The organism is Streptomyces sp. NPDC007095, assembly GCF_040634475.1.
In the GTDB taxonomy this organism is placed as follows: Bacteria; Actinomycetota; Actinomycetes; order Streptomycetales; family Streptomycetaceae; genus Streptomyces.
Genome location: NZ_JBEYFS010000117.1, coordinates 1 through 25811 on the forward strand (window position 1 = coordinate 1; position 25811 = coordinate 25811).

The 25811-nt window shown below is 70.3% G+C and carries 25 protein-coding genes; 19 read left to right on the plus strand and 6 right to left on the minus strand.

Translation table 11 applies throughout. The features are described 5' to 3' along the window. Positions 1 to 12 precede the first annotated feature (12 nt). Positions 13 to 495, minus strand: a complete 483-nt coding sequence (locus ABZ656_RS33105; protein ID WP_360272759.1) for a hypothetical protein — start codon at positions 493 to 495, stop codon at positions 13 to 15. A 195-nt stretch (positions 496 to 690) separates the two neighbouring features. Here ABZ656_RS33105 and ABZ656_RS33110 point away from each other — a divergent pair, with 195 nt between their 5' ends. Beyond that, positions 691 to 1584, plus strand: a complete 894-nt coding sequence (locus tag ABZ656_RS33110; RefSeq protein ID WP_360272762.1) for a serine protease — start codon at positions 691 to 693, stop codon at positions 1582 to 1584. Positions 1585 to 1605: 21 nt separating this feature from the next. On the opposite strand, the gene ABZ656_RS33115 is transcribed toward ABZ656_RS33110, so the two are convergent. Continuing rightward, the gene (locus ABZ656_RS33115; RefSeq protein ID WP_360272765.1) at positions 1606 to 3228 is read right to left on the minus strand and encodes a D-aminoacylase; all 1623 of its coding nucleotides are present in this window, start codon (positions 3226 to 3228) and stop codon (positions 1606 to 1608) included. 38 nt (positions 3229 to 3266) lie between these two features. Further along, positions 3267 to 4550 carry an amino acid deaminase gene (locus ABZ656_RS33120; RefSeq protein WP_360272768.1) on the minus strand — a complete coding sequence of 428 codons (1284 nt, stop codon included), beginning with the start codon at positions 4548 to 4550 and terminating at the stop codon, positions 3267 to 3269. 152 nt (positions 4551 to 4702) lie between these two features. Between ABZ656_RS33120 and ABZ656_RS33125 the strand changes: the two genes are divergently transcribed. From ABZ656_RS33125 to ABZ656_RS33145, 5 genes are all read left to right on the plus strand, one after another. Beyond that, positions 4703 to 5776: a sugar kinase gene (locus ABZ656_RS33125; RefSeq protein WP_360272771.1), complete on the plus strand. Its 1074-nt coding sequence runs from the start codon at positions 4703 to 4705 to the stop codon at positions 5774 to 5776. Continuing rightward, positions 5773 to 6546 carry an IclR family transcriptional regulator gene (locus ABZ656_RS33130; protein ID WP_101400386.1) on the plus strand — a complete coding sequence of 258 codons (774 nt, stop codon included), beginning with the start codon at positions 5773 to 5775 and terminating at the stop codon, positions 6544 to 6546. Before ABZ656_RS33125 ends, ABZ656_RS33130 begins: the two co-directional genes overlap by 4 nt. Next, positions 6543 to 6953: a RidA family protein gene (locus ABZ656_RS33135; protein ID WP_054234976.1), complete on the plus strand. Its 411-nt coding sequence runs from the start codon at positions 6543 to 6545 to the stop codon at positions 6951 to 6953. The genes ABZ656_RS33130 and ABZ656_RS33135 overlap by 4 nt, the downstream gene beginning before the upstream one ends. A 131-nt stretch (positions 6954 to 7084) precedes the next feature. After that, on the plus strand, positions 7085 to 8572 hold the full coding sequence (locus ABZ656_RS33140) for a gluconate:H+ symporter (protein WP_360272776.1): 1488 nt from the start codon (positions 7085 to 7087) through the stop codon (positions 8570 to 8572). A gap of 86 nt (positions 8573 to 8658) precedes the next feature. Next, positions 8659 to 9255 (plus strand): hypothetical protein, encoded by a 597-nt coding sequence (locus tag ABZ656_RS33145; protein WP_360272779.1) that lies wholly within the window; start codon positions 8659 to 8661, stop codon positions 9253 to 9255. 93 nt (positions 9256 to 9348) lie between these two features. Here ABZ656_RS33145 and ABZ656_RS33150 read toward each other — a convergent pair whose 3' ends face one another. After that, the gene (locus tag ABZ656_RS33150) at positions 9349 to 10686 is read right to left on the minus strand and encodes a M14 family metallopeptidase (RefSeq protein WP_360272782.1); all 1338 of its coding nucleotides are present in this window, start codon (positions 10684 to 10686) and stop codon (positions 9349 to 9351) included. A gap of 430 nt (positions 10687 to 11116) precedes the next feature. Further along, the gene (locus ABZ656_RS33155) at positions 11117 to 12817 is read right to left on the minus strand and encodes a glycosyl hydrolase family 18 protein (RefSeq protein WP_360272785.1); all 1701 of its coding nucleotides are present in this window, start codon (positions 12815 to 12817) and stop codon (positions 11117 to 11119) included. Positions 12818 to 13182: 365 nt separating this feature from the next. Between ABZ656_RS33155 and ABZ656_RS33160 the strand changes: the two genes are divergently transcribed. From ABZ656_RS33160 to ABZ656_RS33175, 4 genes are all read left to right on the plus strand, one after another. Further along, positions 13183 to 14058 carry a hypothetical protein gene (locus tag ABZ656_RS33160; protein WP_101403716.1) on the plus strand — a complete coding sequence of 292 codons (876 nt, stop codon included), beginning with the start codon at positions 13183 to 13185 and terminating at the stop codon, positions 14056 to 14058. A gap of 133 nt (positions 14059 to 14191) precedes the next feature. Continuing rightward, the gene (gene cpaB, locus ABZ656_RS33165; RefSeq protein ID WP_360272788.1) at positions 14192 to 14905 is read left to right on the plus strand and encodes a Flp pilus assembly protein CpaB; all 714 of its coding nucleotides are present in this window, start codon (positions 14192 to 14194) and stop codon (positions 14903 to 14905) included. Between the two features lie 168 nt (positions 14906 to 15073). Beyond that, positions 15074 to 16693, plus strand: a complete 1620-nt coding sequence (locus ABZ656_RS33170; RefSeq protein ID WP_101403717.1) for an AAA family ATPase — start codon at positions 15074 to 15076, stop codon at positions 16691 to 16693. After that, on the plus strand, positions 16690 to 17055 hold the full coding sequence (locus tag ABZ656_RS33175) for a TadE family protein (protein ID WP_360272791.1): 366 nt from the start codon (positions 16690 to 16692) through the stop codon (positions 17053 to 17055). The genes ABZ656_RS33170 and ABZ656_RS33175 overlap by 4 nt, the downstream gene beginning before the upstream one ends. 63 nt (positions 17056 to 17118) lie before the next feature. Here ABZ656_RS33175 and ABZ656_RS33180 read toward each other — a convergent pair whose 3' ends face one another. Beyond that, entirely contained in the window at positions 17119 to 18051 is a 933-nt protein-coding gene (locus tag ABZ656_RS33180) for a hypothetical protein (protein ID WP_360272794.1), read from the minus strand. 151 nt (positions 18052 to 18202) lie between these two features. Between ABZ656_RS33180 and ABZ656_RS33185 the strand changes: the two genes are divergently transcribed. The 9 genes from ABZ656_RS33185 (at position 18203) to ABZ656_RS33225 (ending at position 25799) form a co-directional block, all read left to right on the plus strand. Continuing rightward, on the plus strand, positions 18203 to 19543 hold the full coding sequence (locus ABZ656_RS33185; RefSeq protein ID WP_101400392.1) for a CpaF family protein: 1341 nt from the start codon (positions 18203 to 18205) through the stop codon (positions 19541 to 19543). 28 nt (positions 19544 to 19571) lie between these two features. Continuing rightward, complete coding sequence (locus ABZ656_RS33190) at positions 19572 to 20513, plus strand: type II secretion system F family protein (RefSeq protein WP_101400393.1); 942 nt, start codon at positions 19572 to 19574, stop codon at positions 20511 to 20513. A 16-nt stretch (positions 20514 to 20529) separates the two neighbouring features. After that, positions 20530 to 21420, plus strand: coding sequence for a DUF5936 domain-containing protein (locus ABZ656_RS33195; protein ID WP_060901398.1), 891 nt, complete (start codon positions 20530 to 20532; stop codon positions 21418 to 21420). After that, positions 21420 to 22844, plus strand: a complete 1425-nt coding sequence (locus ABZ656_RS33200; RefSeq protein ID WP_101400394.1) for an ATP-binding protein — start codon at positions 21420 to 21422, stop codon at positions 22842 to 22844. Before ABZ656_RS33195 ends, ABZ656_RS33200 begins: the two co-directional genes overlap by 1 nt. Beyond that, entirely contained in the window at positions 22837 to 23580 is a 744-nt protein-coding gene (locus tag ABZ656_RS33205; RefSeq protein ID WP_101400395.1) for a response regulator transcription factor, read from the plus strand. The genes ABZ656_RS33200 and ABZ656_RS33205 overlap by 8 nt, the downstream gene beginning before the upstream one ends. A gap of 105 nt (positions 23581 to 23685) precedes the next feature. Beyond that, the gene (locus tag ABZ656_RS33210; RefSeq protein WP_360272800.1) at positions 23686 to 23931 is read left to right on the plus strand and encodes a hypothetical protein; all 246 of its coding nucleotides are present in this window, start codon (positions 23686 to 23688) and stop codon (positions 23929 to 23931) included. Next, positions 23928 to 24533, plus strand: coding sequence for a pilus assembly protein TadG-related protein (locus ABZ656_RS33215; protein ID WP_360272825.1), 606 nt, complete (start codon positions 23928 to 23930; stop codon positions 24531 to 24533). Before ABZ656_RS33210 ends, ABZ656_RS33215 begins: the two co-directional genes overlap by 4 nt. 15 nt (positions 24534 to 24548) lie before the next feature. Then, on the plus strand, positions 24549 to 25139 hold the full coding sequence (locus ABZ656_RS33220) for a hypothetical protein (protein ID WP_360272803.1): 591 nt from the start codon (positions 24549 to 24551) through the stop codon (positions 25137 to 25139). Between the two features lie 3 nt (positions 25140 to 25142). Further along, on the plus strand, positions 25143 to 25799 hold the full coding sequence (locus ABZ656_RS33225; RefSeq protein ID WP_360272806.1) for an OmpA family protein: 657 nt from the start codon (positions 25143 to 25145) through the stop codon (positions 25797 to 25799). Positions 25800 to 25811 lie beyond the last annotated feature (12 nt).

Consider the following 25811-nt stretch of genomic DNA (forward strand, 5'->3'; position numbering starts at 1 on the left):
TCACACGTACGGTCACTTCACGCCGAGCAGCTGCCGCACGGGATCGATCGCGAAGTACACCAGGAACAGTGTGGTCGTCCTCGGCGCGGTGGTCGTGGGACTGTTCGACTCCGGGCCGTCCGGGGGCTCCTCGCCCTCGGGGCGGAGCGACGGTGACGGCCGGGGTGCGTCCGCGTCCCCGGAGCCGACCGCTTCCGCGGGTGGCTCGACCGCCGGCGCGGCGGAGGCGACGCCGGGCGACTCGTCCGCCGCCTCCGGCGCGAGCGCCGACCGGACGTCTCCTGGCGCGTCCGCGTCCACCTCGGCGACGCCGTCCACGACGCCGCCGCGGTCCCCGTCGGCCGGGACCCCCACCACTTCCACCACCCCCACCACCAGCCCCACCGCGACCGCGACCACGGGTCGCGGTGCCGGCAACGGCAACCCCGGCCACGGCCAGGGCGCCACCAAGCGGCCGAAGTAGCCGCAGGTCCCGACGGGTTCTGTCCGGGCCACGGCAGACCCCGCGGCGGTGTTTGCCCCCTGGTCGCTCGCCCGCGTATACGACACGCCCCGTCCCGCCGCTCCGGCATGCCCATGGCCGGAAACCGCTCCTTGTCCCTCCCGTCCCCTCGATTGACAATGCGCATGACAAAACTGGAAGTGGCCGGAAGATCTCCGGCCGCCCAAGTCGCAAGAGGGGACCCCCACATGAGAAAGCCTCTCGTCGCCGCGCTCTTCGCCCTGGTGATCACCGGGGCGGGCGTGGCACCCGCGGTCGCGGCACCCGCACCCGCGGCGGCGTCCACGTCCACGTCCGCGTCCACGTCCGCGGTCAAGGCGGACACGAAGGCGGCGGCGCCGACCCTCCAGGCCGTCAGCCTCGCCGGGACCGTCGCGCTCAGCAACTGCTCCGGCTCCGTCATCCGCTTCCCCAACTCCGCGGACAGCGACCCGGCGCTCGTGCTCTCCAACGGCCACTGCCTGGAGACGGGCTTCCCGGAGCCCGGTGAAGTGATCGTCGACCAGGCGTCCAGCCGTACCTTCGGCCTGCTCAACTCCGCCGGGACCCGGGTGGCGACCCTGCGGGCCAGCAAGGTCGCGTACTCGACGATGACCGACACGGACGTCACGATCTACCAGCTCACCAGCACCTACACGACGATCAAGAACTCGTACGGCATCAGCGCGCTGACCGTGCAGGACACGCACCCGGCCGTCGGCACCGCCATCACGGTCGCCTCCGGTTACTGGAAGCGGCTCTACAACTGCAGCATCGACGGGTTCGCGTACCGCCTCAAGGAGGGCGACTGGACCTGGAAGGACTCCATCCGCTACACCTCCGCCTGCAACACCATCGGCGGCACCTCGGGCTCGCCGGTCATCGACCAGTCCACCGGCAAGGTCGTCGCCGTCAACAACACCGGTAACGAGGACGGCGAGACCTGCACGGTGAACAACCCCTGCGAGGTCGACGCGAGCGGCAACGTCACCATTCACCCGGGCATCAACTACGCCGAGGAGACCTACCAGATCCCGGCCTGCTTCACGACCGGCAACAAGCTCAGCCTGAGCGCGAGCGGATGCACCCTGCCCAAGCCGTGACCTCTGTGCGGCGGCGGGCGGTCACCGGGAAGTCCGGCGGACCGCCCGCCCCGCCAGTACGTCCGTGCGCCGCCCGTCCTCGATCACGAACCGGCCGTCGACCAGGACGTACGGGATGCCCGTGGGGAGTCTGCGCGGCTCCTCGAACGTCGAGCCCGCCGCGACCGTGGCCGGGTCGAAGAGGACCAGGTCGGCGCGGTACCCCTCGCGGACCAGGCCGCGGTCGGGCAGCCGCAGCCGGGCGGCCGGGCGGCCGGTGAGATGGGCGACGCACTCCTCCAGGGAGAGGACGCCCAACTCCCTTACGTACTTGCCCAGATACTGCGGGAACGTGCCGTACGCGCGTGGGTGCGGCTTGTCGCCGCGCAGGATGCCGTCCGAACCGCCGGTGTGCACACGGTGCCGCATGATCGCGCGGACGTTCTCCTCGTGGCCGACGTGCTGGAGGATCGTCGGTCCCAGCCGGTCGTCGAGGAGCAGGCGGCGGGCGGTCGTCCAGGGGCTCTCGCCGAGCCGGTCGGCGGACTGCCGGACCGTGCTGCCGACGTACGACGCGAGCGCCGGGTCGGTGACTCCCGAGATCTCGATCGTGTCCCACTCGATGGGCACGCCGTGGCAGCCGTCGGCCCCGATCACCTCCATGTGGTGCCGGACGCGCTCGGCCGTCTCCTCGTCCTTCAGGCGCGCGAGGATCGCCTCCGGGCCGCCCTCGCTCGCCCAGCTCGGCAGCATCGCCACGAGCGTGGTGCAGCCGGGGGTGTAGGGGTACGTGTCGAGGCTGATGTCCGCGCCCGCGGCGAGGGCGTCGTCCAGGAGGGCCAGCAGCTCCGGGGCCCTGCCCTCGTTGACGCCGAAGTTCATGGTGGCGTGGGCGAGGTGGAGCGGGCAGCCCGCCTCGCGGGTGAGGGCCACCATCTCCTCGTACGCCGCCAGGGCGCCCGCCCCGTACGAGCGGTGGTGGGGGCAGTAGTAGCCGCCGTACTCCGCCACCACCCGGCACAGCTCGGTGAGTTCGGCGTCCTGGGCGTACATGCCGGGGGTGTAGGTGAGGCCGGAGGACATGCCGACGGCGCCCTCGCGCATCCCGTCGGCCACCAGCCGCCGCATCCGCTCCAGCTCCCGCGCCGTCGCGGGTCGGTCGTCCCAGCCGACGGCTAGCATCCGGACGGTGCCCTGCGGGATCAGATACGCGGCGTTCACCGCGATGCCCTCGCCGTCGAAGCCGTGGTCGAGCCGGTCCAGGTACTCGCCCACCGAACGCCAGCCGAAGTCGATGTCGTCACCGGGTCCGTTCCAGCCGGTGATCGTGGACCGGACCTCCGCGAGGGTGCGGTCGTCGACCGGCGCGTACGACAGCCCGTCCTGGCCGATGACCTCCAGGGTCACCCCCTGTGCCGCCTTCGCGCTGTGGTCCGGGTCGCGCAGGAGGGCGAGGTCGCTGTGGGCGTGCATGTCGATGAAACCGGGGGAGAGGGCCAGGCCCTCGGCGTCAAGGACCCGCCGGGCGACCGGCCGCAGACAGCCGGCCGCCGCCCCCTCCTTGAGCACGGTGGTGATCCTGCCGCCCTCGATGCCCACGTCGGCGCGGTACGAGGGGTCTCCGGTGCCGTCGACGACCTCCGCGTCGCGGATGACGAGATCCATCACAGGGGCCTCCAGGAAACGTTCGGCACAACGGCCTCTCAGAAGAACGTACGGACGTAGTCCACGACCGTGCCGTCCGCCTCCACCAGCGGAATCAGCTGCCACTTGTCGAAGGATGTGCAGGGGTGGGACAGCCCGAGGCCCACCCAGTCGCCGACCTCCACATCCGCCTCCGGGTCCGTGCGCAGCCACGCGTGCTGGTCGGAGAGCGCGGTCACCGTCAGACCCGTCGCCGGACGCTCGGCACCGTCCCGCCGCACCACCTGGACCTCGGGCAGATCGAGGTCGTACGCCGCGTCGCGCTTGCCCGCGTTGACGAAGGCCTGCTCGGGGGAGGGCCGGGAGACGACCTGGGCCCAGAGGCGGAACGCGGGGTGCAGCGCGCCCTCCTCGGGGACCCGGGTGAAGGGGGTCAGCCGACGGTAGTGGCCGTCGTCGTGCGAGACGTACGCGCCCGAACGCAGCAGCTTCAGTACGGGCAGGGAGAGATCGGGGAGCTCGGAGAAGACGTCCGCGACGGCATCGAACCAGGCGCTGCCGCCCGCGCTGACGACGATCTCCGCCACTCCTTCGAACCGGCCCGCCTTGTCGAAGTCCACCGCCAGCGCGGTCAGCCGCCGCAGCCAGGCGTGCACGCGCTCGGGGTCCGCCCCCGGGACCTCGCCCTCGTAACCGGCCACGCCGACCAGCCGCAGGGTCCGCGTCGCGGCAACCGCGTCCGCGACCGCCGCGCACTCCGCCTCCGTACGCACACCGGTGCGGGCCCCCGCGCCGGCGGCGAGCTCGACGACCACGTCCACCGGACGGGTGGAGCCGTGCAGCGCCGCGTCCATCAGCCCGACGCCGCGCACCGAGTCGACGTAACAGACGAAGCGGAAGTCCGGGTCGGCCGCCAGCTCGGACGCGATCCAGCGCAGCGCCGCCGCGTCGACGAGTTCGTTCGCGAGGAAGATCCGCTCGATCCCGAACTCCCTCGCCACGCGCACCTGGTGGGGCACGGCGAGGGTGATGCCCCAGGCGCCGTGCTCGATCTGCCGCCAGAACAGCTGGGGGGCCATCGAGGTCTTGCCGTGCGGGGCGAAGGCGAGGCCGTGGCGCACGGCGTACGTCTCCATCAGTTCCAGGTTGTGCGTCAGGCGCTCGGCGGACAGGGCGAGGACGGGGGTGGTGAAGCCGCCGGTGAAGAGGTCGCGGCGCTGGGCGGCCAGCTCAGCGACGGTCAGACCCTCGGCGTCCGGGGGGAGGCCCTTGAAGCGGTGGTCGACGCGGTCCGCGGCGAGACGGTCCGCCGCCGGACGGGCGGCGGCTTCGGAGGCGGTCATGGGGCCATCCCTTCGAGGGTGCTGCGCTGTGTTGCATCATGTGCAACGGTCATTGCGTATGTCGTTTACTGCTGTCTAACATCCCAGCCAACGCAGGGTCAACGGTGCCGCCCGGTCCCCGTCGGCCGCGAGAGCGAGGAGCCCCAGACATCGTGACCCCCAACGGACCCGTCGACGCCCCGGACGTCGTGGATGTCGTCGCGCTCGGCGAGTCCATGGTCACGTTCCTGCCCACCCGGCCGGGACGCCTCGCCGATGTGCCGTCGTTCGAGCGGGGGATCGGCGGAGCCGAGTCCAACGTGGCGTGCGTGCTCGCCGCGGCCGGGCACACCGTGCGCTGGGTCGGCCGGGTCGGCACCGACGGGTTCGGCGACCACCTCGTCGAGGCGATCGCCGCGTACGGCGTCGACACCTCCGCCGTACGACGGGATCCCGCGCGCCCGACGGGCATCTACTTCCGCACGGCGGGCGACCGGGCGAGCGACGCCCACGAGGTCGCCTACTACCGGGCCGGATCCGCCGCCTCAGCGATGACCAGGGACAACGTGGACGTGGACGCCCTGCGGTCGGGCCGCGTACTGCACCTGTCCGGCATCACCGCGGCGCTGTCCGAGGACTGCCTCGGCCTGTTGCGCGAACTCACCGCGCCTCGGGCGAGGCGCCCCCTCGTCTCCTTCGACGTCAACCACCGCGCCGGGTTGTGGCGCGACGCCGACGGACCGCGCGTCCTGCTCGACCTCGCGCGCGGCGCGGACATCGTGTTCGTCGGGGACGACGAGGCCCGCGCCGCCTGGGGGCTGCGCGGGGCACGGGCGATCCGCGACGCGCTGCCGGAACCGGCCGTCCTCGTCGTCAAGCAGGGCGGGGACGGAGCGACCGTGTTCGAGAGGGCCGCGGCGGGCGCCGCCCAGGACGCCCCCGACACCACCACGTTCGTACGCGCCCTGCGCGTCGACGTGATGGCGGCCGTCGGCGCGGGCGACGCCTTCGCCGCCGGGTTCCTCTCCGCCACCCTGCGCGCACTGCCCGCCCGGGACCGGCTCCGGCACGGCCACCTCATGGCCGCCGCCGCCCTCACCGTCCACGGCGACCTCGCCCTGCCCCCCTCCCGCGACCACGCCGACCGGCTGGCCGCTCTGGACGACGACGCGTGGGAGACACTTCGACTCGGCCCCGGCTGGACCGAAGCCGTCACGCGGGCCCAGGAGGAGGTACGTACCCCATGAGCCAGACCGTCGACCGAGCGCTGAGCATCCTGCCGCTGCTCGCCGAGGGCCCCGCCGACCTCGGCCAGGTCGCCGACCGCCTCGGCGTCCACAAGTCCACCGCGCTCCGCCTCCTGCGCACCCTGCACGAGCACGGCCTCGTCTACCGCCAGTCCGACCAGCGCTACCGCCTCGGCGCCCGCCTCTTCGCCCTCGCCCAGGAAGCCGTCGAGAACCTCGACGTCCGCGAGATCGCGCACCCCCATCTCGTACGGCTCAACGAGACCTGCGGGCACACCGTCCACCTCGCGGTGTACGAGGAGAACGAGGTCCTCTACATCGACAAGGTGGAGAGCCGCTACCCGGTGCGCATGTACTCGCGGATCGGGAAGCCGGTCGCCATCACGGTCGCCGCCGTCGCCAAACTCCTCCTCGCCGATCTCCCCGAGCAAGAGCGCCGCGCCGTCGCGGACAAGCTCGACTACCCCATGTACACGGCCCGTTCGACCCCCAACGCGCCTGCCTTCCTCAAGGAGTTGGCCACGGTGCGCGAACAGGGCTGGGCCACCGACCTCGGTGGCCACGAGGAGTCCATCAACTGCGTCGCGGCTCCCATCCGCGGCGCCGACGGACGCGTCGTCGCCGCGATGTCGGTCTCCGCGCCGAACGTCGTCGTCACCGCCGACGAACTCCTCACCCTGCTCCCGCTGGTGCGCCGGACCGCCGACGCCATCAGCCACGAGTACTCCGGCAAGCCCCCAGCCAAGGAAGAGAGCTCCCGACGTCCATGACCGAGAAGACCGCCCTCACCCCCAAGACCCACACCACGCCGCCGGCGAAGTTCTCGCACGGCGTGAAGAAGGGGAACATCCTCCAGGTCGCCGGACAGGTCGGCTTCCTCCCGGCCGAGGAGGGCAAGCCGCCCACGCCCGCCGGTCCCACCCTGCGTGAACAGACCCTCCAGACCCTCGCCAACGTCCAGGCGATTCTCGAAGAGGGCGGCGCGAGCTGGGACGACGCGATGATGATCCGCGTCTACCTCACGGACGTCGACCACTTCGCCGAGATGAACCAGATCTACAACACCTATTTCGAGGAGCAGGGCCTCACCGCGCCCCCCGCCGCCCGCACCACGGTCTACGTCGGCCTGCCTGCCGGCCTCCTCATCGAGATCGACGCGCTCGCCGTACTGGGCTGAGCGCCCCCTCCAACTCCCGCACCCCGTACGTCATCACGGCACGGCGTCCATCCCCATGGGACGCCGTGCCGCGATCCCCCCTGCCCGAAAGCCGCATGCCCCACTTACCCGACTGCAGAGGTCCCCCGCTCATGTCCTCGCCCATGCGCCTGCTCGCCGCCACCACCCCACCACCGGCCCCACCCCACACCGGCGGCCTGATCGCCCTCATCCACGGCACCGCCGGTCTGCTGACCGTCGCCGCCCTCGGTATCGCCCTGCTCCTCGTCCTGATCATCAAGGCGAGACTCCAGCCCTTCGTGGCGCTGCTCGCCGTCTCCATAGCCGTCGGCCTCGCGGCCGGCCTCTCCGTCACCGAACTCTTCGGCACGGTCCAGCGCTCCGACGCCGTCTCCCTCATCGAGTCCGGCATGGGCGGCACCCTCGGCCACATCGCGATCATCATCGGGCTCGGCACGATGCTCGGCGCGATCCTCGAAGTCAGCGGCGGGGCGGAGGTGCTGGCGTCCCGGCTGCTGAACCTCTTCGGCGAGGAGCGGGCACCCCTCGCCATGGGCCTCACCGGCCTCATCTTCGGCATCCCCGTCTTCTTCGACGTCGGCATCTTCGTCCTCGCGCCGATCGTCTACGCGGCCGCCAAGCGCGGCGGCAAGTCGATCCTGCTCTACTGCCTGCCGCTGCTCGCGGGTCTCTCCATGACCCACGCGTTCCTGCCGCCGCACCCGGGCCCGGTCGCCGCCGCGGGACTGCTCCACGTGCAGCTCGGCTGGGTCATCCTCATGGGCATCGTCTGCGGCATCCCGGCCGTGCTCGCCGCCTGGGCCTGGTCCGCGTGGATCGGCAGGCGCATCTTCGTCCCCGTGCCGCAGGACATGGCCGAGGCCGCCGACGAGGCGAGGGCCGCGCTGGTCGAGGAGCAGCGGGCCGCCGGGGTCGCGCCGCAGGAGAAGCCGGTGCCGCTCGGCACGGTCCTGGCCATCATCGGTACGCCGCTGGTGCTGATCCTGTTCGCGACCTTCTCCTCGATCGCCTTCGACCCCTCCACGGGCCGCTCGGTCATCGAGTTCTTCGGCCACCCCTTCGTCGCGCTGACGATCGCGCTGCTGCTGGCGTACTACCTGCTCGGCATCCGCCGCGGCTGGTCCCGCAAGTCGCTGGAGACGGTGTCCACGGCCTCGCTGAAGCCGGTCGGCAACATTCTGCTCGTGGTCGGCGCGGGCGGGGTCTTCGGCGCGGTCCTCAAGGGCAGCGGGGTGGCCCAGGCCCTCTCCGACACCTTCAACGACGTCGGCCTGCCGGTGATCGTCCTCGCCTACCTCATCTCCCTGGTCCTGCGTGTCGCCCAGGGTTCGGCGACGGTCGCCATCGTCACCACGGCCGGCATCGTGGCCCCGCTGCTGACCGAGGGCGACCACTCCCAGGCCTTCGTCGCCCTGGTCATCATGGCGATCTCGGCGGGCTCCATCTTCGCCTCGCACGTCAACGACGGCGGCTTCTGGATGGTGGCGAAGTACTTCGGCATCTCCGAACGGGACACCCTCAAGACCTGGACGGTCCTGGAGTCGGTGCTGTCGGTGGCGGGCTTCGCGGTGGCGGCGGTGGTGAGCCTGTTCGTGTAGGTACGGGGCGTCTTCGTACAACGGTCGTGTTGCCAACTTGGGGGCTGGCTGTGTCCGACACAGGATCTTCGACCATACTGCCCGCTGTGGAGCAGCGCATAGGTTCGAAGAGCCAGCCCCTGGACGCCGCCGCGGTGAACCCGGCGTACATCCCCGGGCTTACGTCACCCGCGAAGGCGGAGCCGAAGGACGCGGCCGTCGAGGAGGCCGCGTCCGAGGAGGCCGCCTCCGAAGAGGCCGTGTCCGAGGAGGCGGTTGTCGAGGACGCCGCCCCCGAGGACGGGGTCTGCGAGGAGGCGCCCACCGAGGCCGAAGAGGAGGCCACCTCCGAATCCGACTCGGGCTCCGAGCCCGAACCGGACCCGGACGGGCCGGTGTTCGAGGCGTCCGACCGGCGCGCCTCGATCAAGGCCGACCACAGCGGCGTACGGCTGCGTCTGGACGACCAGGAGGCCGAGTTCCGCTGGGAGGAGATCGGCGCCGTCGAGACGGAGTCGCCCCGCTTCGGGAAGCGGTTCACCATCACGGTGCACACCCCGGACCGTCGCTGGTACCCGATCGAGATCGAGGCGACGGCCCGGGCGCGCTTCAAGGAGTGGGAGGACCAGCTCGACGCGGTCCTGGACGCCTACTTCGAAGACGGTGAGGATTCCGAAGAGGACCCGGACGAGAGCGCCTCATAGGGGCGCGGGGCTGTGACATATGCGGCTCCGCCGCGTGGGCGCGCCCAGCCACAACGGGCCCGTAGTTCCCCGACCACCTGTCCGCCCCCACTCCTAGCCGCAGTACTGCGTCGCCTTCCCGATCGACCGGTACATGCAGTCCGCGTTCTCCAGCAACTGCAACACGGCGTCCCGGTTCCGTGAGGTCTCCCGCTCGATGACCTCGTCGGGCGGGTAGAACCCGCCTCCGGAACTGGACGTCGGATACATCTCGAAGGTGTAGTCGAAGATCTTCTGGGATCCCCAGAGATAGTCGTCGATCGACCCGTCGGTGATGTAGAGGTCGCTGGACTGCTCGGGGGTGTACCCGTTGCTGGCCGCCATCTTCTGGCCGACGGCCTTGAACGCGGCGGCGTCGTCCGCTGTCATGCCGGTCGCGGTGTCGGCGGTGGTGTACCCGAAGGGCCACAGCACGAGTTCGCTGTACGTGTGGAAGTCGATCCCGGCCTTGATCTGCTGCTTCCCGCCGACGACCCGGCCGCGCACGAAGTCGGCGACGACCTTCACCTCGGGCGCGGACTCGGCGGAGGCGCCGCGGTAGGTCTCGGAGGACGTGGAGCCGGAGGAGCCGCCGCAGCAGCCCCACTTGTAGTTCCAGTTGCGGTTGAGGTCCGTACCGACGTACGAGGAACCGGAGTTGGGCTGACGGTTCTTGCGCCATGAGCGGTAGGAGCCGGTCGCGATGTCGTACTCGCCGCCGTCCGGGTTGAGGTCGGGGACGATCCAGATCTCGCGGTTGTTCACCATGTCGGTGACCCGCGAGTCGCTGCCGTACCCGGCCCCGAGCTCGCGCAGCAGATACAGCGCCATCTCGACGGTCAGGTGTTCGCGGGCGTGCTGGTGGAAGGTGAGGAGGACCTCGGGCTCGTTCTCGTCGGTGGCCACGTTGTCACTGACCTTGATGGCGACGATGTCCCGGCCCTGGTACGACTTCCCGATCACCCGCTTGCTCATGATGCTCGGGTAGGCCGCGAGTCGCTGGTCGATCTCCGCGTTCATCTCGGCGTAGTTGTGGTACTTCGCGTCGGCCGACGGGAAGTCGAGGAGGCGGACGTCACCGGCGCCGTTCGACCGGTTCGGCGCGGACCCCAACAGCGAGACCTCGTAGCCGAGTCGGCGCAGCTTCGTGACCTGGTCGGCGCGGCCCGAGACGACGACGGTCTCCTCGTCGGCCTCGTCCACGGTGACGCCGGTCTGCTGGATGGCGGTGCGGGTCACCGGGGTGGTGCTCTGGTGGATCTCGTACTGACGGATGTCGTCGGCCGAGGGTGCGGGGGCCTTCGCTCCCGTCGCCGTGGCGTGGGTGGCGGTGGCGGTGATCGGGGCGGCGAGGGCGAGCGCGAGCAGGGTCGCGAGGGTGACGGTGCGCCTGCCGCGTCTGTGAAGTCGCATGAAGTCTCCTTGGCGGAGTGGGGGGTGGAATCAGTGCGACGTACGGGGTGCGGGTGTGGCGCTCATGGTGAGTGTTTGGCATGGGCAGGTCAAGAGACGACAAAGGGCCGGTGGCGGAAACCGGTCATGCGTCGGACCCCGTCGGCTCGGAATCCATGGCGAACACCTTCGCAGGTTCGCGACGCCGCCCGCGATCTGATGGTGACGCTTTTGTTCAGCAGGCATTCAGCAGGCATTCGGCAGCCCTTCAACGAGCCGAAGGGGGCCTGGGAATTCCTCACCGGCTACGGCTCCCCCGACCCAGGACAGGTCGCCGGAACAACCCCACGGCCCGCCACCGCCGAGACCGTTCGCATCCGGCAACAAGCCGGGATGCGGTGAAAGGTCCGGGCGGGGCGGGCCGTGCTCAGGGGACGTGGAGAGAGGCCCGTCAGCCGAGCCCGTGCACGTGCGGCCCCACCGAGTTCGACCACGCGTTGCCCGCCGCAGCGTCCCAGTTCGTCGACCAGGTCATCGCGCCGCGCAGGTCCGGGTAGGTCTTGGAGGGCTTGAAGGAGCCGCAGTTGGTGCCCTTGGCCAGGCAGTCCAACGCGTTGTTCACCACCGTCGGAGACACATAGCCGCTGCCCGCGCCGCTCGTCGAGGCCGGGAGGCCCAGACCCACCTGGGAGGGGGCGAGGCCGCCCTGGAGCTGGATGCAGGCTAGGGCGGTGAGGAAGTCGACCGAGCCCTGGCTGTAGACCTTGCCGTCGCAGCCCAGCATCGAACCGCTGTTGTAGTACTGCATGTTGACGACCGTCAGGATGTCCTTGATGTTCAGGGCGGTCTGGAAGTACGCGTTCGACGTGGACTGCATGTCGATCGTCTGCGGGGCCATGGTGATGATGAGAGACGAGCCGGCCTTCGAGGAGAGCGACCGCAGGGCCTGCGTCATGTACGTCGCGTCGAGGCCGTTCTCCAGGTCGATGTCGACGCCGTCGAAGCCGTACGTCTGCATGAGGGAGTAGACGGAGTTCGCGAAGTTCGTCGCGGACGTGGAGTCGCTGATCGACACGGTGCCGTTCTGGCCGCCGATGGAGATGACGACCTTCTTGCCCGCGGCCTGCTTGGCCTTGATGTCCGCCTTGAACTGGTCGACCGTGTAGCCGCCGAGCCCGGCCGAGTCGAGGTTGAAGGTCACCGCGCCCGGCGTGGTCGTCGCGTCCGCGAACGCCACCGCGATGATGTCGTACTGGGACTGCACGTCGGAGATCTTCTGGACGGTCGCGCCGTTGTTGAAGTTCTGCCAGTAGCCCGTGACGGCGTGCTTGGGCAGGGAGCCGCCGCCACCGCCGCCCGAGGACGCCGTCGTCGTGCCCGTGACCGCCGTCGACTTCGCCGACTCGCCCGCCGCGTTCGTCGCCGTGACCTGGAAGGAGTACGAGGTGGAGGCCGCGAGGGAGGAGACGGTCGCCGATGTTCCCGTCGTCGACTGGACCTTCGTACCCGCCTGGTAGACGTTGTAGCCCGTCGCGCCCGACACCGTGTTCCAGGAGAGGGAGACGGAGGAGGACGTGGTGGAGGAGACCGTCAGGCCGGTGGGTGCCGCCGGGACCGTGGGGGCCGGGTCGCCGCCTCCGCCGCCGTCGGGGCCGAAGACCGAGAGATCGTCGGCGTAGTACGGGGCCTGGCCGTACCACCCGTGCGTGTACACCGTCACCGAGGTCGTCGACGCGCCCGTGGTGAAGGTGGTCGAGAGCTGTTTCCAGGAGGCGGAGTCGGGGGTCCAGGTCGAGACGTCCGTGGTGCCGGTGCCCGTCACACCCAGGTAGGCGTACCCGCCCTGCAGCCACGCGCTCAGTGTGTACGTCGAGTTGGGCTCGACCGCGACGGCCTGGGTGCACTGGGCGTTGTCCTGCCCGGCGGGCGTGCCCTTGAGGGCGGCCGACCCGCCGTGCACCGGCGAGGAGACGGTCGTACCGCTGCCCGCCGTGCAGGTCCAGTTGCTCAGGCCGGACTCGTAGCCGCCGTTCTTGGCGTTGTTGACGTCCGCCGCCTGGGCCTGGCCGGCCAGACCGGTGAGGGAGAGGACGGAAGCGGTGACGACGGCGGCGAGGGCGCCCGCCCATCTCCGTCGGGGTGGTCGGGGCATACGTATGACGCGGTCCACTGGGACCTCCGGTGAGGGGAGGGGAGGGGGGGAGAGGAGGGGATGCGGAACGGTGGCCACCGTCGTACGTTGCTGGCGTACAAGTTGGTCCAGACCAATTGGGTTGTCAAGACCTCTGGTGGGTGACCGGGGTGACCGGTTGCCTCAACGGGCCCACAACGTGGGCGACTTGTGGCATATTCGTCTCACTCTCCGTTGATCAAGGCCGTACCTTCCGTGAGTTGATGTGGAAGATTCGGTGTTGAGGCGGCCATGCCGTGGATATGGTGCTGATGCAAGAGGACGTCACAGGGGCCATCTGAGGCGGTGGTCGACCACCCCGCCACAGTGAACGGGGTGTGTGCAGCGTGCCGACCGCGATAGCCGTCACCAGTCCCGATCTGGTGCTCCCGCCGCACGACCGGCAGACCCCACCCGCCGTAATCCAGCCCCTCGACAGTCTCGAAAGCTCCCTCACGGGCATGCACGCCCTCATCGAGCAGCACGGGTACGTCATCTCGCTCTACCCGGCCTCGGTCGAGGACGCGGTCACCCGGCGGCTGCACACCGTCCGCTCCGTCCTGGAGAGCGACCGCATCGCCCTGCTCGGCATCGACCTGCCGCCGCTCGGAGTGGCGCTGCTGGCCCAGCAGTTGCGGCAGTTGTCGGTCTGCGACTTCAGTCCGGGCGTGCTCGCCTCCTCCGCCCGGCTGCTCGCCCACTACATCTACGCCGGCGCCCTGCTCGGCTCGGTCGCCAAGCTCGACCGGGTCCCGGTGACGCTGAAGTCGCACGCCAAGTCATGGGTGCCGGGCGCCCAGTTCGCCGTACTGTCCCATCCACGCCCGCAGCTGGCCAGGATCGGGCAGGACGAGCTCCCCGGGCCCGAGTTCGGCACCCGGCTGCTCGTCGCCGCGGGCCAGCCGCCCTCCGACTGGGTCACCGCGACCCTCGCGCCCGCCTGGCGTGTGCAGGGCGTCGCGGCCGTACCGCTGCCGCAGGAGTCGGCCCGCTGGTGGGGCACCACCAAGCTCGCCGAGTTCGCCGCCGGTCTGTACGACGTCTCCGTGCTCTACCAGCTCGTGTCGTCCGTCCGCCGGGAGGAGTGCCACTGGTGCGGTCTCGAACTCATCGGTGACCGCTGCGGGTTCTGTGCCGCGCCGCTGCCCCCGCCTTCCGAGCTTCCGGCGGCCACTGTGCGGGCAGCATCCTCAGTACGCGCTCTGCCCCGAGGCGCCACATAAGCCACGTCCGTACGCCCGAACAACACGCTGATCGACACGTCGAACAACACGTCGAAGAACACACGCTGAACCACGCCAGGCACGACCGCTCGACCCCGCCCGTCCCCGCCCCACGATCGAGGTTGTCCGCGTCATGAACTCACGCCAGCGCCGCGGCGTCATCCTGCTGGTCCTCTCGGTCCTGTGCGCCCTGGGCGCCTTCGCCGGAGTGCTCTCGGTGATCCGCGACGTGAACTCCAAGGTCGGCCCGGAGGTGGCGGCGTACCGCCTGAAGGACGACATCGCGCCCTACAAGGAGCTGTCGGCCGACCAGTTCCAGAGGGTCTCGATGCCCAAGCGCTGGCTGTCGAGCACGGCGGTCACGAGCCTCGGCCAGATCCGCGGGAAGATCGCCGTCACCCAGCTTCAGAAGGGCTCCCTGCTTCAGACCGACATGATCGTGGACCGGCCCGCGCTGGAGGCGGGCCAGCAGGAGATCGCGATCATGATCGACGCGGCGACCGGTGTGGCCGGAAAGATCGACCCGGGCTCCAGGGTCAACATCTACGCCACCTTCAAGGCCGAGAACGACAAGCAGAAGGACCAGTCCAAGGTCATCGTGGCGAACGCCCGCGTCATCGACGTCGGCAAACTCACCGCCCTCGACCCCGGGCAGTCGAGCAACGACCGGCGCACCAGCGCCACCCAGGCCGTCCCCATCACCTTCGCGCTCGACACCGCCGACGCCCAACGCGTCGCGTACGCAGAGTCGTTCGCCGAACACGTCCGCCTCGCCCTGGTCGCGGGCGGCTCCGACGCGACCGTCGCCCCCGGCGACCGTACGTACACCCTCGACGAGGACAAGTAGGAGGCCGCGCATGAGGTCCATCCCCACGGGACTGCGCCGATGGCCCCGCACGAGGCCGATGACTACGGGGTCGATGGCTACGGGGTCGATGGCTACGGGGTCGACGACTACAGGGTCGATGACTACGGGGCCGACGACCACGAGGCCGATGACTACGGGGCAGCGCCGATGACCATCCGTATCCTCCCGGCCGTCAGTGACGTCGACTCGGCGCGCGCGCTCGCCACCCTGCTGAGCCAGCTCGCGGACGCCGAGCCGGCCCCGCCCGTCCCCGACTCGACGGCGCTCCTCGACACCCTGGCGCGGCTCGCCGCCGAGTCCCTCGACGAACTGCCCGAAGTCGTCCTGGTCCACGAACGCATAGGTCCCGTACCGGCGTTGGACCTGATCCGCGACGTGGTCATGCGCTTCCCCGCGATCGGCGTCGTCTTCATCACCGCGGACACCAGCGCCGGTGTCCTCACCGCCGCCATGGACTCCGGCGCCCGCGGCATCATCGGCCTCCCGCTGGGCTACGACGCCCTCGCCGAACGCGTCCAGGCCGCCGCCGGGTGGTCGCTCGGCATGCGCCGGCACCTCGGCAGCGGCACCCCCGAGCTGTACGCGGGCCCCGGCGGCACCGTCGTCACGGTCACCGGGGCGAAGGGCGGCGTCGGAGCGACGGTCACCGCCGTCGAACTCGCCCTCGCCGCACAGGCGTCGGGGCGCAGCGTCGCGCTGGTGGACCTCGACCTCCAGTCCGGGGACGTGGCCTCGTACCTCGACGTCCAGTTCCGGCGGTCGATCGCCGACCTCGCCGGAATCAGCGACATCAACCCCCGCGTCCTCCAGGACGCCGTCTACACCCACGACAGCGGAGTGGGCCTGCTGCTGGCCCCGGCCGAGGGCGAACGCGGCGAGGAGGTCACCGACCGGGTCACCCGCCAGGTGCTGAGCACCCTGCGCTCCCGCCACGACGTCGTGGTCGTCGACTGCGGCGCCCAGATGAACTCCGCGACCGCCGCGGCCGTCGAGATGGCCGACCGGGCCCTGCTCCTCGTCACCCCCGACGTGGTCGCCGTGCGCGCCGCCAAGCGCATGGTCCGCATGTGGGACCGCCTCCAGATCCGCAAGGCGGAGGAGACGACCACGGTCGTCAACCGTTTCGCCCGCGGTACGGAGATCCAGCCCTCCCTCGTCGAACGCGTCACCGGCACCAAGGTCGCCCGCACCCCCGTCCCCGCCGCCTTCAAGGAACTCCAGTCCGTCGTCGACGCGGGGCGCCTCCAGGACCTGGACACCCGCTCGACGGTCAAGCAGGCGCTGTGGGCGCTGGCGGGGGAACTCGGACTCGTGGTCGCCCAGGAGACCGGCGGGGGCGGCGGCAGGCGCCGCAAGACCTCGTCGGACCGGGGCGCACTGGCACTGCGGCGCAAGGGTGGCGACCGGGGCGCGGTCACCCTCGAATTCGCCGGTATGTTCCCCATCCTGCTCGTCGTGATGACGATCCTGTGGCAGTGCGTGCTGTACGGCTACTCGTACTCGTTGGCCGGGAACGCGGCGGACGAGGCGGCGCGGGCGGCGACGGCGGCGTACGCGGTCAACGGTGACATCGACGGGGCCTGCCAGACGGCCGGGAACAAACATCTGCCGGGCGCCTGGAACGGCGCCGAGATCCGCTGCGGCGCGGCGGGCTCGGTGATGAAGGCCACCGTGAAGGTCGACGTGCCCCTCTTCTTCCCCGGCTTCGACGCGGGCTGGCACGTCAACGGGAACGCGGGCGCCGCGCTGGAGGGGAACAACGGATGAGGCCCCTACGGTGGCTGAGGCGCCGGCTCCGCGACGACCGGGGCGTCTCCATGCTGGAGTTCGCCGGGTTCCTGCCCATCCTGCTCGTCATCGGGATGGCCGCCATCCAGCTCGGCCTCATCGGCTACGGGATCAACCAGGCGGGGACGGGGGCACGGGCCGCGGCGCGGGTCGAGTCACAGGGCGGCGACGGCGACGCCGCCGCACAGGCCGCCGTGAGCGGCTGGCTCAAACCGGACCCGTCGCATCTCGACGGCCCCGACGTCACCACCGCCACGGTCAAAGTCAAGGTCCCCGGAGTGATCCCCCTCTTCGGCCCCTACACCGTCACCCGCCACGCCACCATGCCCACCGACAACTGAGCCGACGAACGACAGGGAGGAGCTGAACCCATGAGCGTCTCTGATCAGCTAAGCGATCCTCTGTCAGACATGCTGTCCGGCGGGGGAACTGCCCACTGTCGAGCAGTCCACGCCAAGTGCGACAGTGTGTCCGGCGCGGGCGGCCCTGGGAACAGCATGGGTGTAGGCGAGGTCGGCGCGTACCTGGCCGCCGGTCGCGCGCAGGGTGGGCAGGTGCAGCACGGCACCGGCCGGAATCGTCGGCGGAAGCGCGATGCGGCAGGCGACCCAGGTCCAGTCCTTGTACGACCGCGGATCGGGCCGGGTAGGCAGTTGCAGCCGCAGCAGTGCCCGGCCCGGAACGGTCTCGTGCCGTTCGACGGTGGCCTGCTGCCCATCGCAAGCGGACAACAACAGCATCCGGGCGATCCGGGGCCCGACTTCCAGCTCGAACACATCGGTCGGCAGTCGGCCGTACTGACGCTCGAAGGCGGCGATCTGACGGGTACGGCCTTTGATGACACTGGACGGCATGTACCGCCCGCCGGGAACCGCCTCACGTACCAGGTCCCATTCCTCAGACGTACGGTTCACGGGGTCGGCAGGCCAGGTTGCCAGGACTCCGGCGGTGAGGTCGGCGCGCCACTTCGCCGAGCGCAGAGTGCGCCCGGCCTGCTCCAGCGCCATGCCGATGATGCGGTCATTGACACGGATGCCCTCGTCCGGACTGACGGTCCATCCCAGGCGGCGCAGGGCCATCCACGCGTTCGACGGCAGCTTCCGGCCGCCCGCGTCCTCACCAGATGCCAATACGGCCACGTCGCTGGTGTTCCAGCGGGCGGCCAGCGGCGAGGCGGCCATGCCGGACACCAGATCGGCAGCCCAGCCGACACGCTCGGCCAGCACAGCGGCGGACAGGAGTTCGCCGGTCGCCTCGTCCTCGCCCCTGCGCAGCAGACCGCGGGCACAGGCAGTGCGGGAGGTCTCGCCCACGGCAAGCGGCAGCTTCCGACTCACCGATACCCCCTCCCCGTCCGTGATGCTGTCATCCGATCAACGACAGTCCCGGAAAAGGGTCACGCATTCGACCCACGCACTCGCATACGAAACCGGCACATGGCGTGACACCGACGGATGACGAATGACTACGGATTACCTGAGGAAACCCATGAGCCTGCGCAGCCGACTCTCCACCCCCGACGAGTCGGGCCCCGCCCGCGAGGACGGACACCTCGTCGCCGTCTACCGAGCCAAGCTCCTCGAGGAGATCGACCTCGCGGAGATGTCGAGCCTGGCGGCGGCCGAACGCCGGGTACGCCTGGAGCGCGTGCTCGGCCACATCATCAGCCGTGAGGGCCCGGTCCTGTCCTCCGCCGAGCGCTCCCAGCTGATCCGGCGGGTCGTCGACGAGGCCCTCGGCCTCGGCGTCCTCGAACCGCTGCTCGCCGACGCGTCGATCACCGAGATCATGGTCAACGGGCCGGACTCCATCTTCGTGGAGCGCGCGGGACGGGTCGAACAGCTCCCTCTCCGCTTCGCCTCCCACGACCAGCTGATGCAGACCATCGAGCGCATCGTCTCCACGGTCAACCGCCGCGTCGACGAGTCCAACCCCATGGTCGACGCCCGGCTCCCCACCGGCGAGCGCGTCAACGTCATCATCCCGCCGCTCGCCCTCACCGGCCCCACCCTCACCATCCGCCGCTTCCCCCGCGCGTACACCCTGCCCGAACTCATCGGCCTCGGCTCGCTCGACGAGCAGATGCTGATGCTGCTCGCGGCCTTCGTGCGGGCCCGCTTCAACGTCATCGTCAGCGGCGGCACCGGCAGCGGGAAGACGACCCTGCTCAACGCCCTCTCCGGCCTGATCCCGTCCCGCGAGCGCATCATCACCATCGAGGACTCGGCCGAACTCCAGCTCCAGCAGGAACACGTCATCCGGCTGGAGTCCCGCCCCCCGAACGTCGAGGGCAAGGGCCATATCACCATCCGCGACCTGGTCCGCAACTCCCTCCGTATGCGACCCGACCGCATCATCGTCGGCGAGGTCCGCGGCGGCGAGACCCTCGACATGCTCCAGGCGATGTCGACCGGTCACGACGGGTCCCTGGCCACCGTCCACGCGAACTCCGCCGAGGACGCCCTCATGAGGCTCCAGACCCTCGGCTCGATGTCCGAGGTCCAGATCCCCTTCGAGGCGCTGAAGGACCAGATCAACTCGGCCGTGGACGTCGTCGTCCAGCTCACCCGCCACGCCGACGGCTCCCGCAAGGTCAGCGAGATAGCCCTGGTCGTCTCGCACGGCCGCGAACAGTTCCGCGTCGTCCCCGTCACCCGCTTCGTCCCCCGCCCCGCAGGACCCGACCGTGTCGTACACGGCCGTTTCGAGCACCTTCAGCTGCCGCGCCAGGCCGCCGAGAAGCTGTACGTCGCAGGCGAACCGCTGCCGCCCGCGTTCGGCGTGGCCGAGGTCCTCGACGTACTCGACACGAGGCGGGCCATCGGATGACCGACCCCGCCCCCGAAGGGAGGCAGCCATGAACGACCCCGCACTCCTCGCCCTCGGCGCCACCGTGCTGTGCGGCACCCTCGCCGTTGCGGGCGTCCACACGTACGCCTCGGGCCGTGCCCAGCGTCAGGCCCTCGTCGACCGCCTCTCCGGCGGCGGCCCGCTGCGCACCGCGGCCGGCCGCGTACGCCGTTTCGCCGCGATCGACCGCCGGCTGCGCCGCACCCGCCTCGGCCGGGCGATCCACCTGCGCCTGTCGGCGACGGGCCTGGACGTGACGGCGGGGGAGTTCGCCACGTACGTCACCGCCGTCGTCGTCGCGCTGTGGCTGATGGCCGCGTCGGTGCTGGCCCCCTTCTTCGGTCCGATCGCCGCCCTCGTGGGTGTGTGGAGCGCGGCCATCTTCCTCAACTGGCAGCGCCAGAAACGTATCGAGGCCTTCATCGGCCAACTCCCCGACGTGGCACGTCTGCTGGCCAACGCGACCGCCGCGGGACTGGCCCTGCGGACGGCGCTGGCGATGGCGGCGGAGGAGCTCGAAGCCCCCGCGGGCGAGGAACTCGCCCACGTGGCCGACCAGTTGATGCTGGGCCGCACCATCGACGACGCCCTCGGTGAACTCTCCGAGCGCCTCCCCTCCCGCGAGCTGATCGTCCTGGTCACGACCCTGGTCCTCGCCAACAAGGCGGGCGGCTCGGTCGTCAGCTCCCTGCGCAACCTCACCCACACCCTGGAGGACCGCAAGGAGACCCGTCGCGAGGTCCGCACCATGCTTTCCGAGGTCAACGCCACCGCCTTCACGGTCCCGATGCTCGGTCTGGGTTCGCTGCTCCTGATCAACTCCTCGAACGAGGGGGCTCTCGCCCGCGTCACCGGCTCCGGCCTCGGCCAGACCCTCGTCCTGATCTCGCTGGGCCTGTACACCGTCGGCTTCTTCGTCATCCGCCGCCTCGGCAAGATCGAAGTCTGAGAGAGGAGGGGTCACGTTGCTCGCGCTGCTGCTCGCCCTCCTGACGGCCGGGGCCGTCGCGGGCGCCCTGCTGGGCATCCGCATGATCCGCGCCGACGCCAAACTCCCGAGCGACCTCGCGCTCGCCCTGGAGGTCGGCGGAACCCGCGTCTCCACCGCCGAGTCCGCCGTCGACCGCCTCGGCATGCGCTTCGCCCCCACGGTCCTGCGCCTCATGGGTCCCCGCCGTGTCGAGGCCAAACGCCGCCGCATAGACATGGCGGGCAACCCCGGCGGCCTGACCCTCAACCGCTACGCCGCCCGCCGCGCGGTGTACGGCGTCTTCGGTGTCGTACTCGGCCTCGTCTTCCTCTCCAACGGCCAGCTCCTCTTCGCCGTCCTCACCCTGGCCTTCGGGCTCGTCGCCGCCGACGCCCTCATCTGGCAGGCCGTCCGCGAACGCAAGGAGGTCATCGACCGCACGCTCCCCGACTTCCTCGACGTCCTGGCGGTCGTGGTCTCGGCGGGCCTGGGTTTCCGCCAGGCGCTGGACCGGGTCGCGGAGAAGTACGAGGGCCCCTGGGCGGACGAACTGCGCATCACGCTGCGCCAGATGGACATGGGCGTCAGCCGCCGCCAGGCCTTCGACGAACTGCGCAAGCGCAACTCCTCCGAGCAGGTCGCCCAGTTCGTCTCGGCGCTCCAGCAGGGCGAGGAGCTGGGTTCCCCCATCGCCGAGACCCTCATCCAGCTCGCCACGGACATGCGCCGCACGGACGCCCAGAACGCCCGCCGCCGCGCGGCCAAGACCATCCCCAAGGCGACGATGGTGACCCTCGTCTTCATGCTCCCGGCGACGATGATCCTGATCGCCACGGGCATGTTCCTGGGGTCGGGCACGAACTTCGGTTCGATCCTGGGCCGCTGATGACCAGCCGCCGTACTCCCCTGCCGAGGCCGTCACCGCTCTCGACGCTCCCGCTGTGGCTGTCGCAGCCCCCGCCGTGGCTGTCCCGCCTGTGGGCGCGGCGGCACCTCGCGAGCACCGAGGACGGCTACCTGGCCGACGACGCCCCGGCCCCCGGAAGCGTCCGCCTCCAGCTCAACGCCCTCCAGGCGCTGTGCCGCCAGGCCTTCGGCGTCCGCCTCGCCGCGATCGCGATCGGCGCCCCCTTCGCGATGACCAACGCCGTGAACGGCCCACCCCGTTACACGGTCCTGGTGGCCGCCGTCCTCGGCGTCATGGGCTCGTACGCCATGCTCAGGGACTGGGACCGGTTCGGCCCGCGCCTGCTCGCGCACCCTGGTCTCATGGCCGTGGACCTGACCTTCGGCGCGGTCCTGCTGCTGACGGCGTCCCCCGCGTCCCCCCTCGCGTACGCGACGGTGTGCACCCCGCTCCTCGCGGGCCTGCTGTACGGCTGGCGCGGCTCGGGCATCTTCACCGGCCTCCAGCTGATCGTGCTGGTGACGGTGTACAGGGCCTGGCAACACCACCCGGGGTCGGGCGCCAGCACCCTGCTCGTCGCGGGCTTCTGCGTCGGCGCGGGCATCATCGGTGTCACCCTGCGAAACCTGATGTTCCGCTTCGGTACGGCGAGCCAGGCCCTGTCGGAGGCGAACTCGCGCCTGGCCGTCGCCGAGGCGGTGGAGTCCGAACGGGCCCGCCTGGCCCGCGAGATGCACGACTCGGTCGCGAAGACCCTGCACGGCCTGGCCCTGGCGGCCGAGGCCCTCGCCGCCTCGGCCGCCGCCGGGGACGCGGACCCGCACAGGCTGGGGCGGCAGGCGACGATCGTCGCGGGCGCGGCCCGCCGGGCGGCCGTGGAATCCCGCGACCTCCTCTCCGACCTGCGCCGCCACACGGACCTCACGCGTGCGAACACGGACGTCCTGTCCGAACTCGACGCCCGGGTAAGGGCCTTCGAGTCCCGCACCCACCTCCCCACTTCCCTCCACCACCGGGGCGAGCCCCCGATCCTCCCGTACGCCACCGCCCACCACGTCCTGGCGATCGTGTCCGAGGCGCTGGAGAACGCGCACCGCCACGCGGACGCGACGCGGGTGACGGTGGAACTCGACGTGTCGGAAACCGAGTGCGCCGTACGCGTACGGGACGACGGAGTCGGTCCGCCCCGGCCCGTCGCCCTCGACGACCTGACCCTCGACGACCTGACCAGATCCGGCCACTTCGGCCTGCTCGGCATGGCGGAGCGAGCCGCGTCGCTGGGCGGCCGCGTCGACCTGAACCGTTCCCCGCAAGGAGGCGCGGAAATCCATCTGACCCTCCCGCGGTCCTCCGCCGTCCCCCACCCTCCCCCCATCCCTCAAGAGGAGGCCGCACATGCCTGACCAGGCACTTCCCGGCCCGAACCTCCGTGTACTCGTGGCCGACGACAACCCGGTCGTCCGGGCCGGCCTGACCGCGCTGCTCGACGGCCACCCGGACCTCGAGGTCGTCGCGCAGGCGGCCGACGGCGAGGAGGCCATCGCGGCCGCCACCCGACTGCGCCCGGACGTCGTCCTCCTCGACGTCCGCATGCCCGGCACGGACGGGCTGACGGCCCTTCCCGCCCTCTCCCTGCTCGCCCCCGTGATGATGCTGACCTACAGCCGCGAACCCGAGGTCGTGGCCGAGGCGTTGCGCCGGGGCGCGGTCGGCTATCTCGTCCACGGCGAGTTCACGGCCGCCGAACTGATCTCCGCCGTACGGGAGGTACGGCACGCGGTACGGCACGCGAAGGCGACTGTCCCGGATTCACTCGGTGTTTCGTACGAACCGAACGATTTCCCTTCGCACCTGCAACCACTTGTGGGACAGTCGTCGAAGGCTCGCCCCGGCTACGCGGCGAGGCTGCGCCGTCGCGTGCCCAACCGGCTCGACTTCGGCCTGAGTTCACGGGAGGTGGAGGTCATGGATCTCATCGCGTCCGGCATGAGCAATCAGCAGATCGCCGCCGCCTGCTTCATCAGTGAGAAGACAGTCAAGAACCACATCAACCGCATCTTCGCAAAGCTGCACAGTTCCTCGCGCAGCGAAGCGATCGCCCACTGGCTGGGCACGGCACGCGAGGGGTGGAGCCGATGACTCCACCCACCCGAAGTTGGGCCCCTGGGCCCACCCGGAGTAGGCGCGGTCTCACGTACGGTGCTCGGGTCGGTAGTGGTGGCGTCGGGCGGGAGGGCAGGGGCCATGGTGACGAGGGACTGGACGCTGAGGGCGGGGGTCCGGGTGGAGCGCGCTCTGCGGGACTGGACGGAGACGGTTTCCACCCGGATGCGCGGGCGCGGGCGGGATGCGGGAGCCGGGTTCGTGGAGTACGCGGGCCTGATGATTCTGATCGCGGGGATCTACACGCTCATCGATCAGCTCGGCCTGAACGGAAAGATTTCGCAGGCGATCGGCAACGCAGTGAACAGAGTCATTGGCGGAGCCTGACCGGCGGCCCGCCGCACAGCGACCGAGGGCAGACTCTCCCCATCTACATCTGGATGACGGGGATTCTGCTCTTCGCCGCGATCGCCTTCTTCGTGTTCGCACAAGCAGCGTCCGCCCGGAATGGGGCTCAATCCGCGGCGGACGCTGCGGCGTTGGCGGCCGCACGGGACTCCCGCGACGAGCTGATGACGGGCCTGGCGGGGGCCGTGGGCACGGATGACCACTGGCTGGACTGGCTCAAGGGAGACCTGTTCAAAGGCACCGGAGCCGCGGCTGCGGCCGGTCGGCTGGCCGCTGAGAACGACTCGACAGTGCAGGGATTTACCCCGGCCGATGTGAACGGATTTCCGGGCTACCGGGTGGATATCGAGACCCGGTACACGGTTGGCAAGTCGATCATTCCCGGCACGGAGGACAAGCACGCGACGGCCCATGCCGTCGCTGTCATCCAGCCACGCTGCGACTTCGATCCGGCCGCGGATCCCAAGAAGCCCGTGGAACTGAACTGCGACGGGCAGACCGTCAACATCGACCCCGGAAAGTTCGATCCGGTCGACCTTCCGGACCCGTCCGTGCTGTTCTCTGTGCATCTGGCCGAGTGAGAGGAAGCCGTACCGATGGACTTTCGGCACACCATGAAGGGCCGCAGGGCGCTGAGCGCACTGGCGATCACTGCTGGGTTGCTCCTCACGGTGGCCGGTTGCGGAGGGGGTGGAGACGCCAAGTCGGGCAAGGGGGCATCGACTTCGTCCCCTGCCCAGAACAACGGTGACGGCAAGCCGAAGGAAAGCGGTTCACCGAGCGTGAATCAAGCGATCGCCGAAGTGAAGAGCAACGGCATCACGCTGACGATCACGTCGGCCAAGCGCGACCAGGGCGGGTTCGTCACCGTCAACGGCACGGTGACCAACGGCACCTCGGGCATCTGGATCGGTGCCGAATGGATCAGCGACGAGACCGAGTTGAAGAGCAACGGCGGATCCCTGGCCGGAGCCAGTCTGGTCGATGAGAAGGGCAAGAAGAAGTACCTCATCCTCCGGGACACCGAAGGGCACTGCCTCTGCACGAAGTTCCAGGGCGGTGTCTCCCAGGGTGCCACCGTCGACTGGTTCGCCCAGTTCCCGGCGCCGCCCGACGGGACGACGAGCGTGCAGTTCCAGGTGCCGACCATGCCCCCGGCCACCCTCACACTCTCCGACGGCGAGTGACCCATGGCCCTCACCTCCCGCACCGCGGCCACCATGTTCACGACCTTCGCCGTCCTGACCACTCTGACTCTCAGCGGTACTCAGGCGTACGCGGACGACGGGACCCCGAGCGCGCCTCCGGGCAGTCTGACCACTTCCCCACCCCCCACCGTCGACCCCACCAGCCCCGGCCTGAAGCTCGCCGACGGCGCCACGCTCGCGCCGGCCAAGGTGTTGGACATCAAGTCGGTCGTCGAGGACCTCGGTGGTGAGGAGCGGCGGGAGGACACGAACTCGGACGTGACGTTCGCGTTGCAGGCCGAGGTGTTGTTCCCCAAGGACAGTTCGAAGCTGAACCCCGACGCCCGTTCCCGTATCCAGGCGATCGCGGACGAGATCAAGAACCAGAAGGCGACGACGGTCAGGGTGTTCGGGTTCACCGACAACCTCGGCTCGTACGCCCACGGCCTGGTCCTCTCCAAGAAGCGCGCGGAGATCGTCCACGACGAACTCGCGGCGGCGCTCGGCTCGACGGACGTCACCTTCGAGGTGCGTGGCTACAGCGAGGACTACCCGATCGCGGACAACACCTCGGAGGAGGGCCGCCGGAAGAACCGCCGGGTGGAGGTGACGTTCCCACGTGGCGCGGCGAACAGTGGGTCCTCGGGAGCCCAGAGCTGAGAACCTGGTGTC

Coding starts and splice junctions, on each gene's coding strand:
- ABZ656_RS33175 (WP_360272791.1), top strand. CDS start 16,690: ATGAGGCCCCTACGGTGGCTGAGGCGCCGGCTCCGCGACGACCGGGGC.
- ABZ656_RS33205 (WP_101400395.1), top strand. CDS start 22,837: ATGCCTGACCAGGCACTTCCCGGCCCGAACCTCCGTGTACTCGTGGCC.
- ABZ656_RS33150 (WP_360272782.1), bottom strand. CDS start 10,686: ATGCGACTTCACAGACGCGGCAGGCGCACCGTCACCCTCGCGACCCTG.
- ABZ656_RS33130 (WP_101400386.1), top strand. CDS start 5,773: ATGAGCCAGACCGTCGACCGAGCGCTGAGCATCCTGCCGCTGCTCGCC.
- ABZ656_RS33170 (WP_101403717.1), top strand. CDS start 15,074: ATGACCATCCGTATCCTCCCGGCCGTCAGTGACGTCGACTCGGCGCGC.
- ABZ656_RS33140 (WP_360272776.1), top strand. CDS start 7,085: ATGTCCTCGCCCATGCGCCTGCTCGCCGCCACCACCCCACCACCGGCC.
- cpaB (WP_360272788.1), top strand. CDS start 14,192: ATGAACTCACGCCAGCGCCGCGGCGTCATCCTGCTGGTCCTCTCGGTC.
- ABZ656_RS33190 (WP_101400393.1), top strand. CDS start 19,572: ATGAACGACCCCGCACTCCTCGCCCTCGGCGCCACCGTGCTGTGCGGC.
- ABZ656_RS33155 (WP_360272785.1), bottom strand. CDS start 12,817: ATGCCCCGACCACCCCGACGGAGATGGGCGGGCGCCCTCGCCGCCGTC.
- ABZ656_RS33210 (WP_360272800.1), top strand. CDS start 23,686: ATGGTGACGAGGGACTGGACGCTGAGGGCGGGGGTCCGGGTGGAGCGC.
- ABZ656_RS33200 (WP_101400394.1), top strand. CDS start 21,420: ATGACCAGCCGCCGTACTCCCCTGCCGAGGCCGTCACCGCTCTCGACG.
- ABZ656_RS33185 (WP_101400392.1), top strand. CDS start 18,203: ATGAGCCTGCGCAGCCGACTCTCCACCCCCGACGAGTCGGGCCCCGCC.
- ABZ656_RS33115 (WP_360272765.1), bottom strand. CDS start 3,228: ATGGATCTCGTCATCCGCGACGCGGAGGTCGTCGACGGCACCGGAGAC.
- ABZ656_RS33220 (WP_360272803.1), top strand. CDS start 24,549: ATGGACTTTCGGCACACCATGAAGGGCCGCAGGGCGCTGAGCGCACTG.
- ABZ656_RS33120 (WP_360272768.1), bottom strand. CDS start 4,550: ATGACCGCCTCCGAAGCCGCCGCCCGTCCGGCGGCGGACCGTCTCGCC.
- ABZ656_RS33135 (WP_054234976.1), top strand. CDS start 6,543: ATGACCGAGAAGACCGCCCTCACCCCCAAGACCCACACCACGCCGCCG.
- ABZ656_RS33225 (WP_360272806.1), top strand. CDS start 25,143: ATGGCCCTCACCTCCCGCACCGCGGCCACCATGTTCACGACCTTCGCC.
- ABZ656_RS33110 (WP_360272762.1), top strand. CDS start 691: ATGAGAAAGCCTCTCGTCGCCGCGCTCTTCGCCCTGGTGATCACCGGG.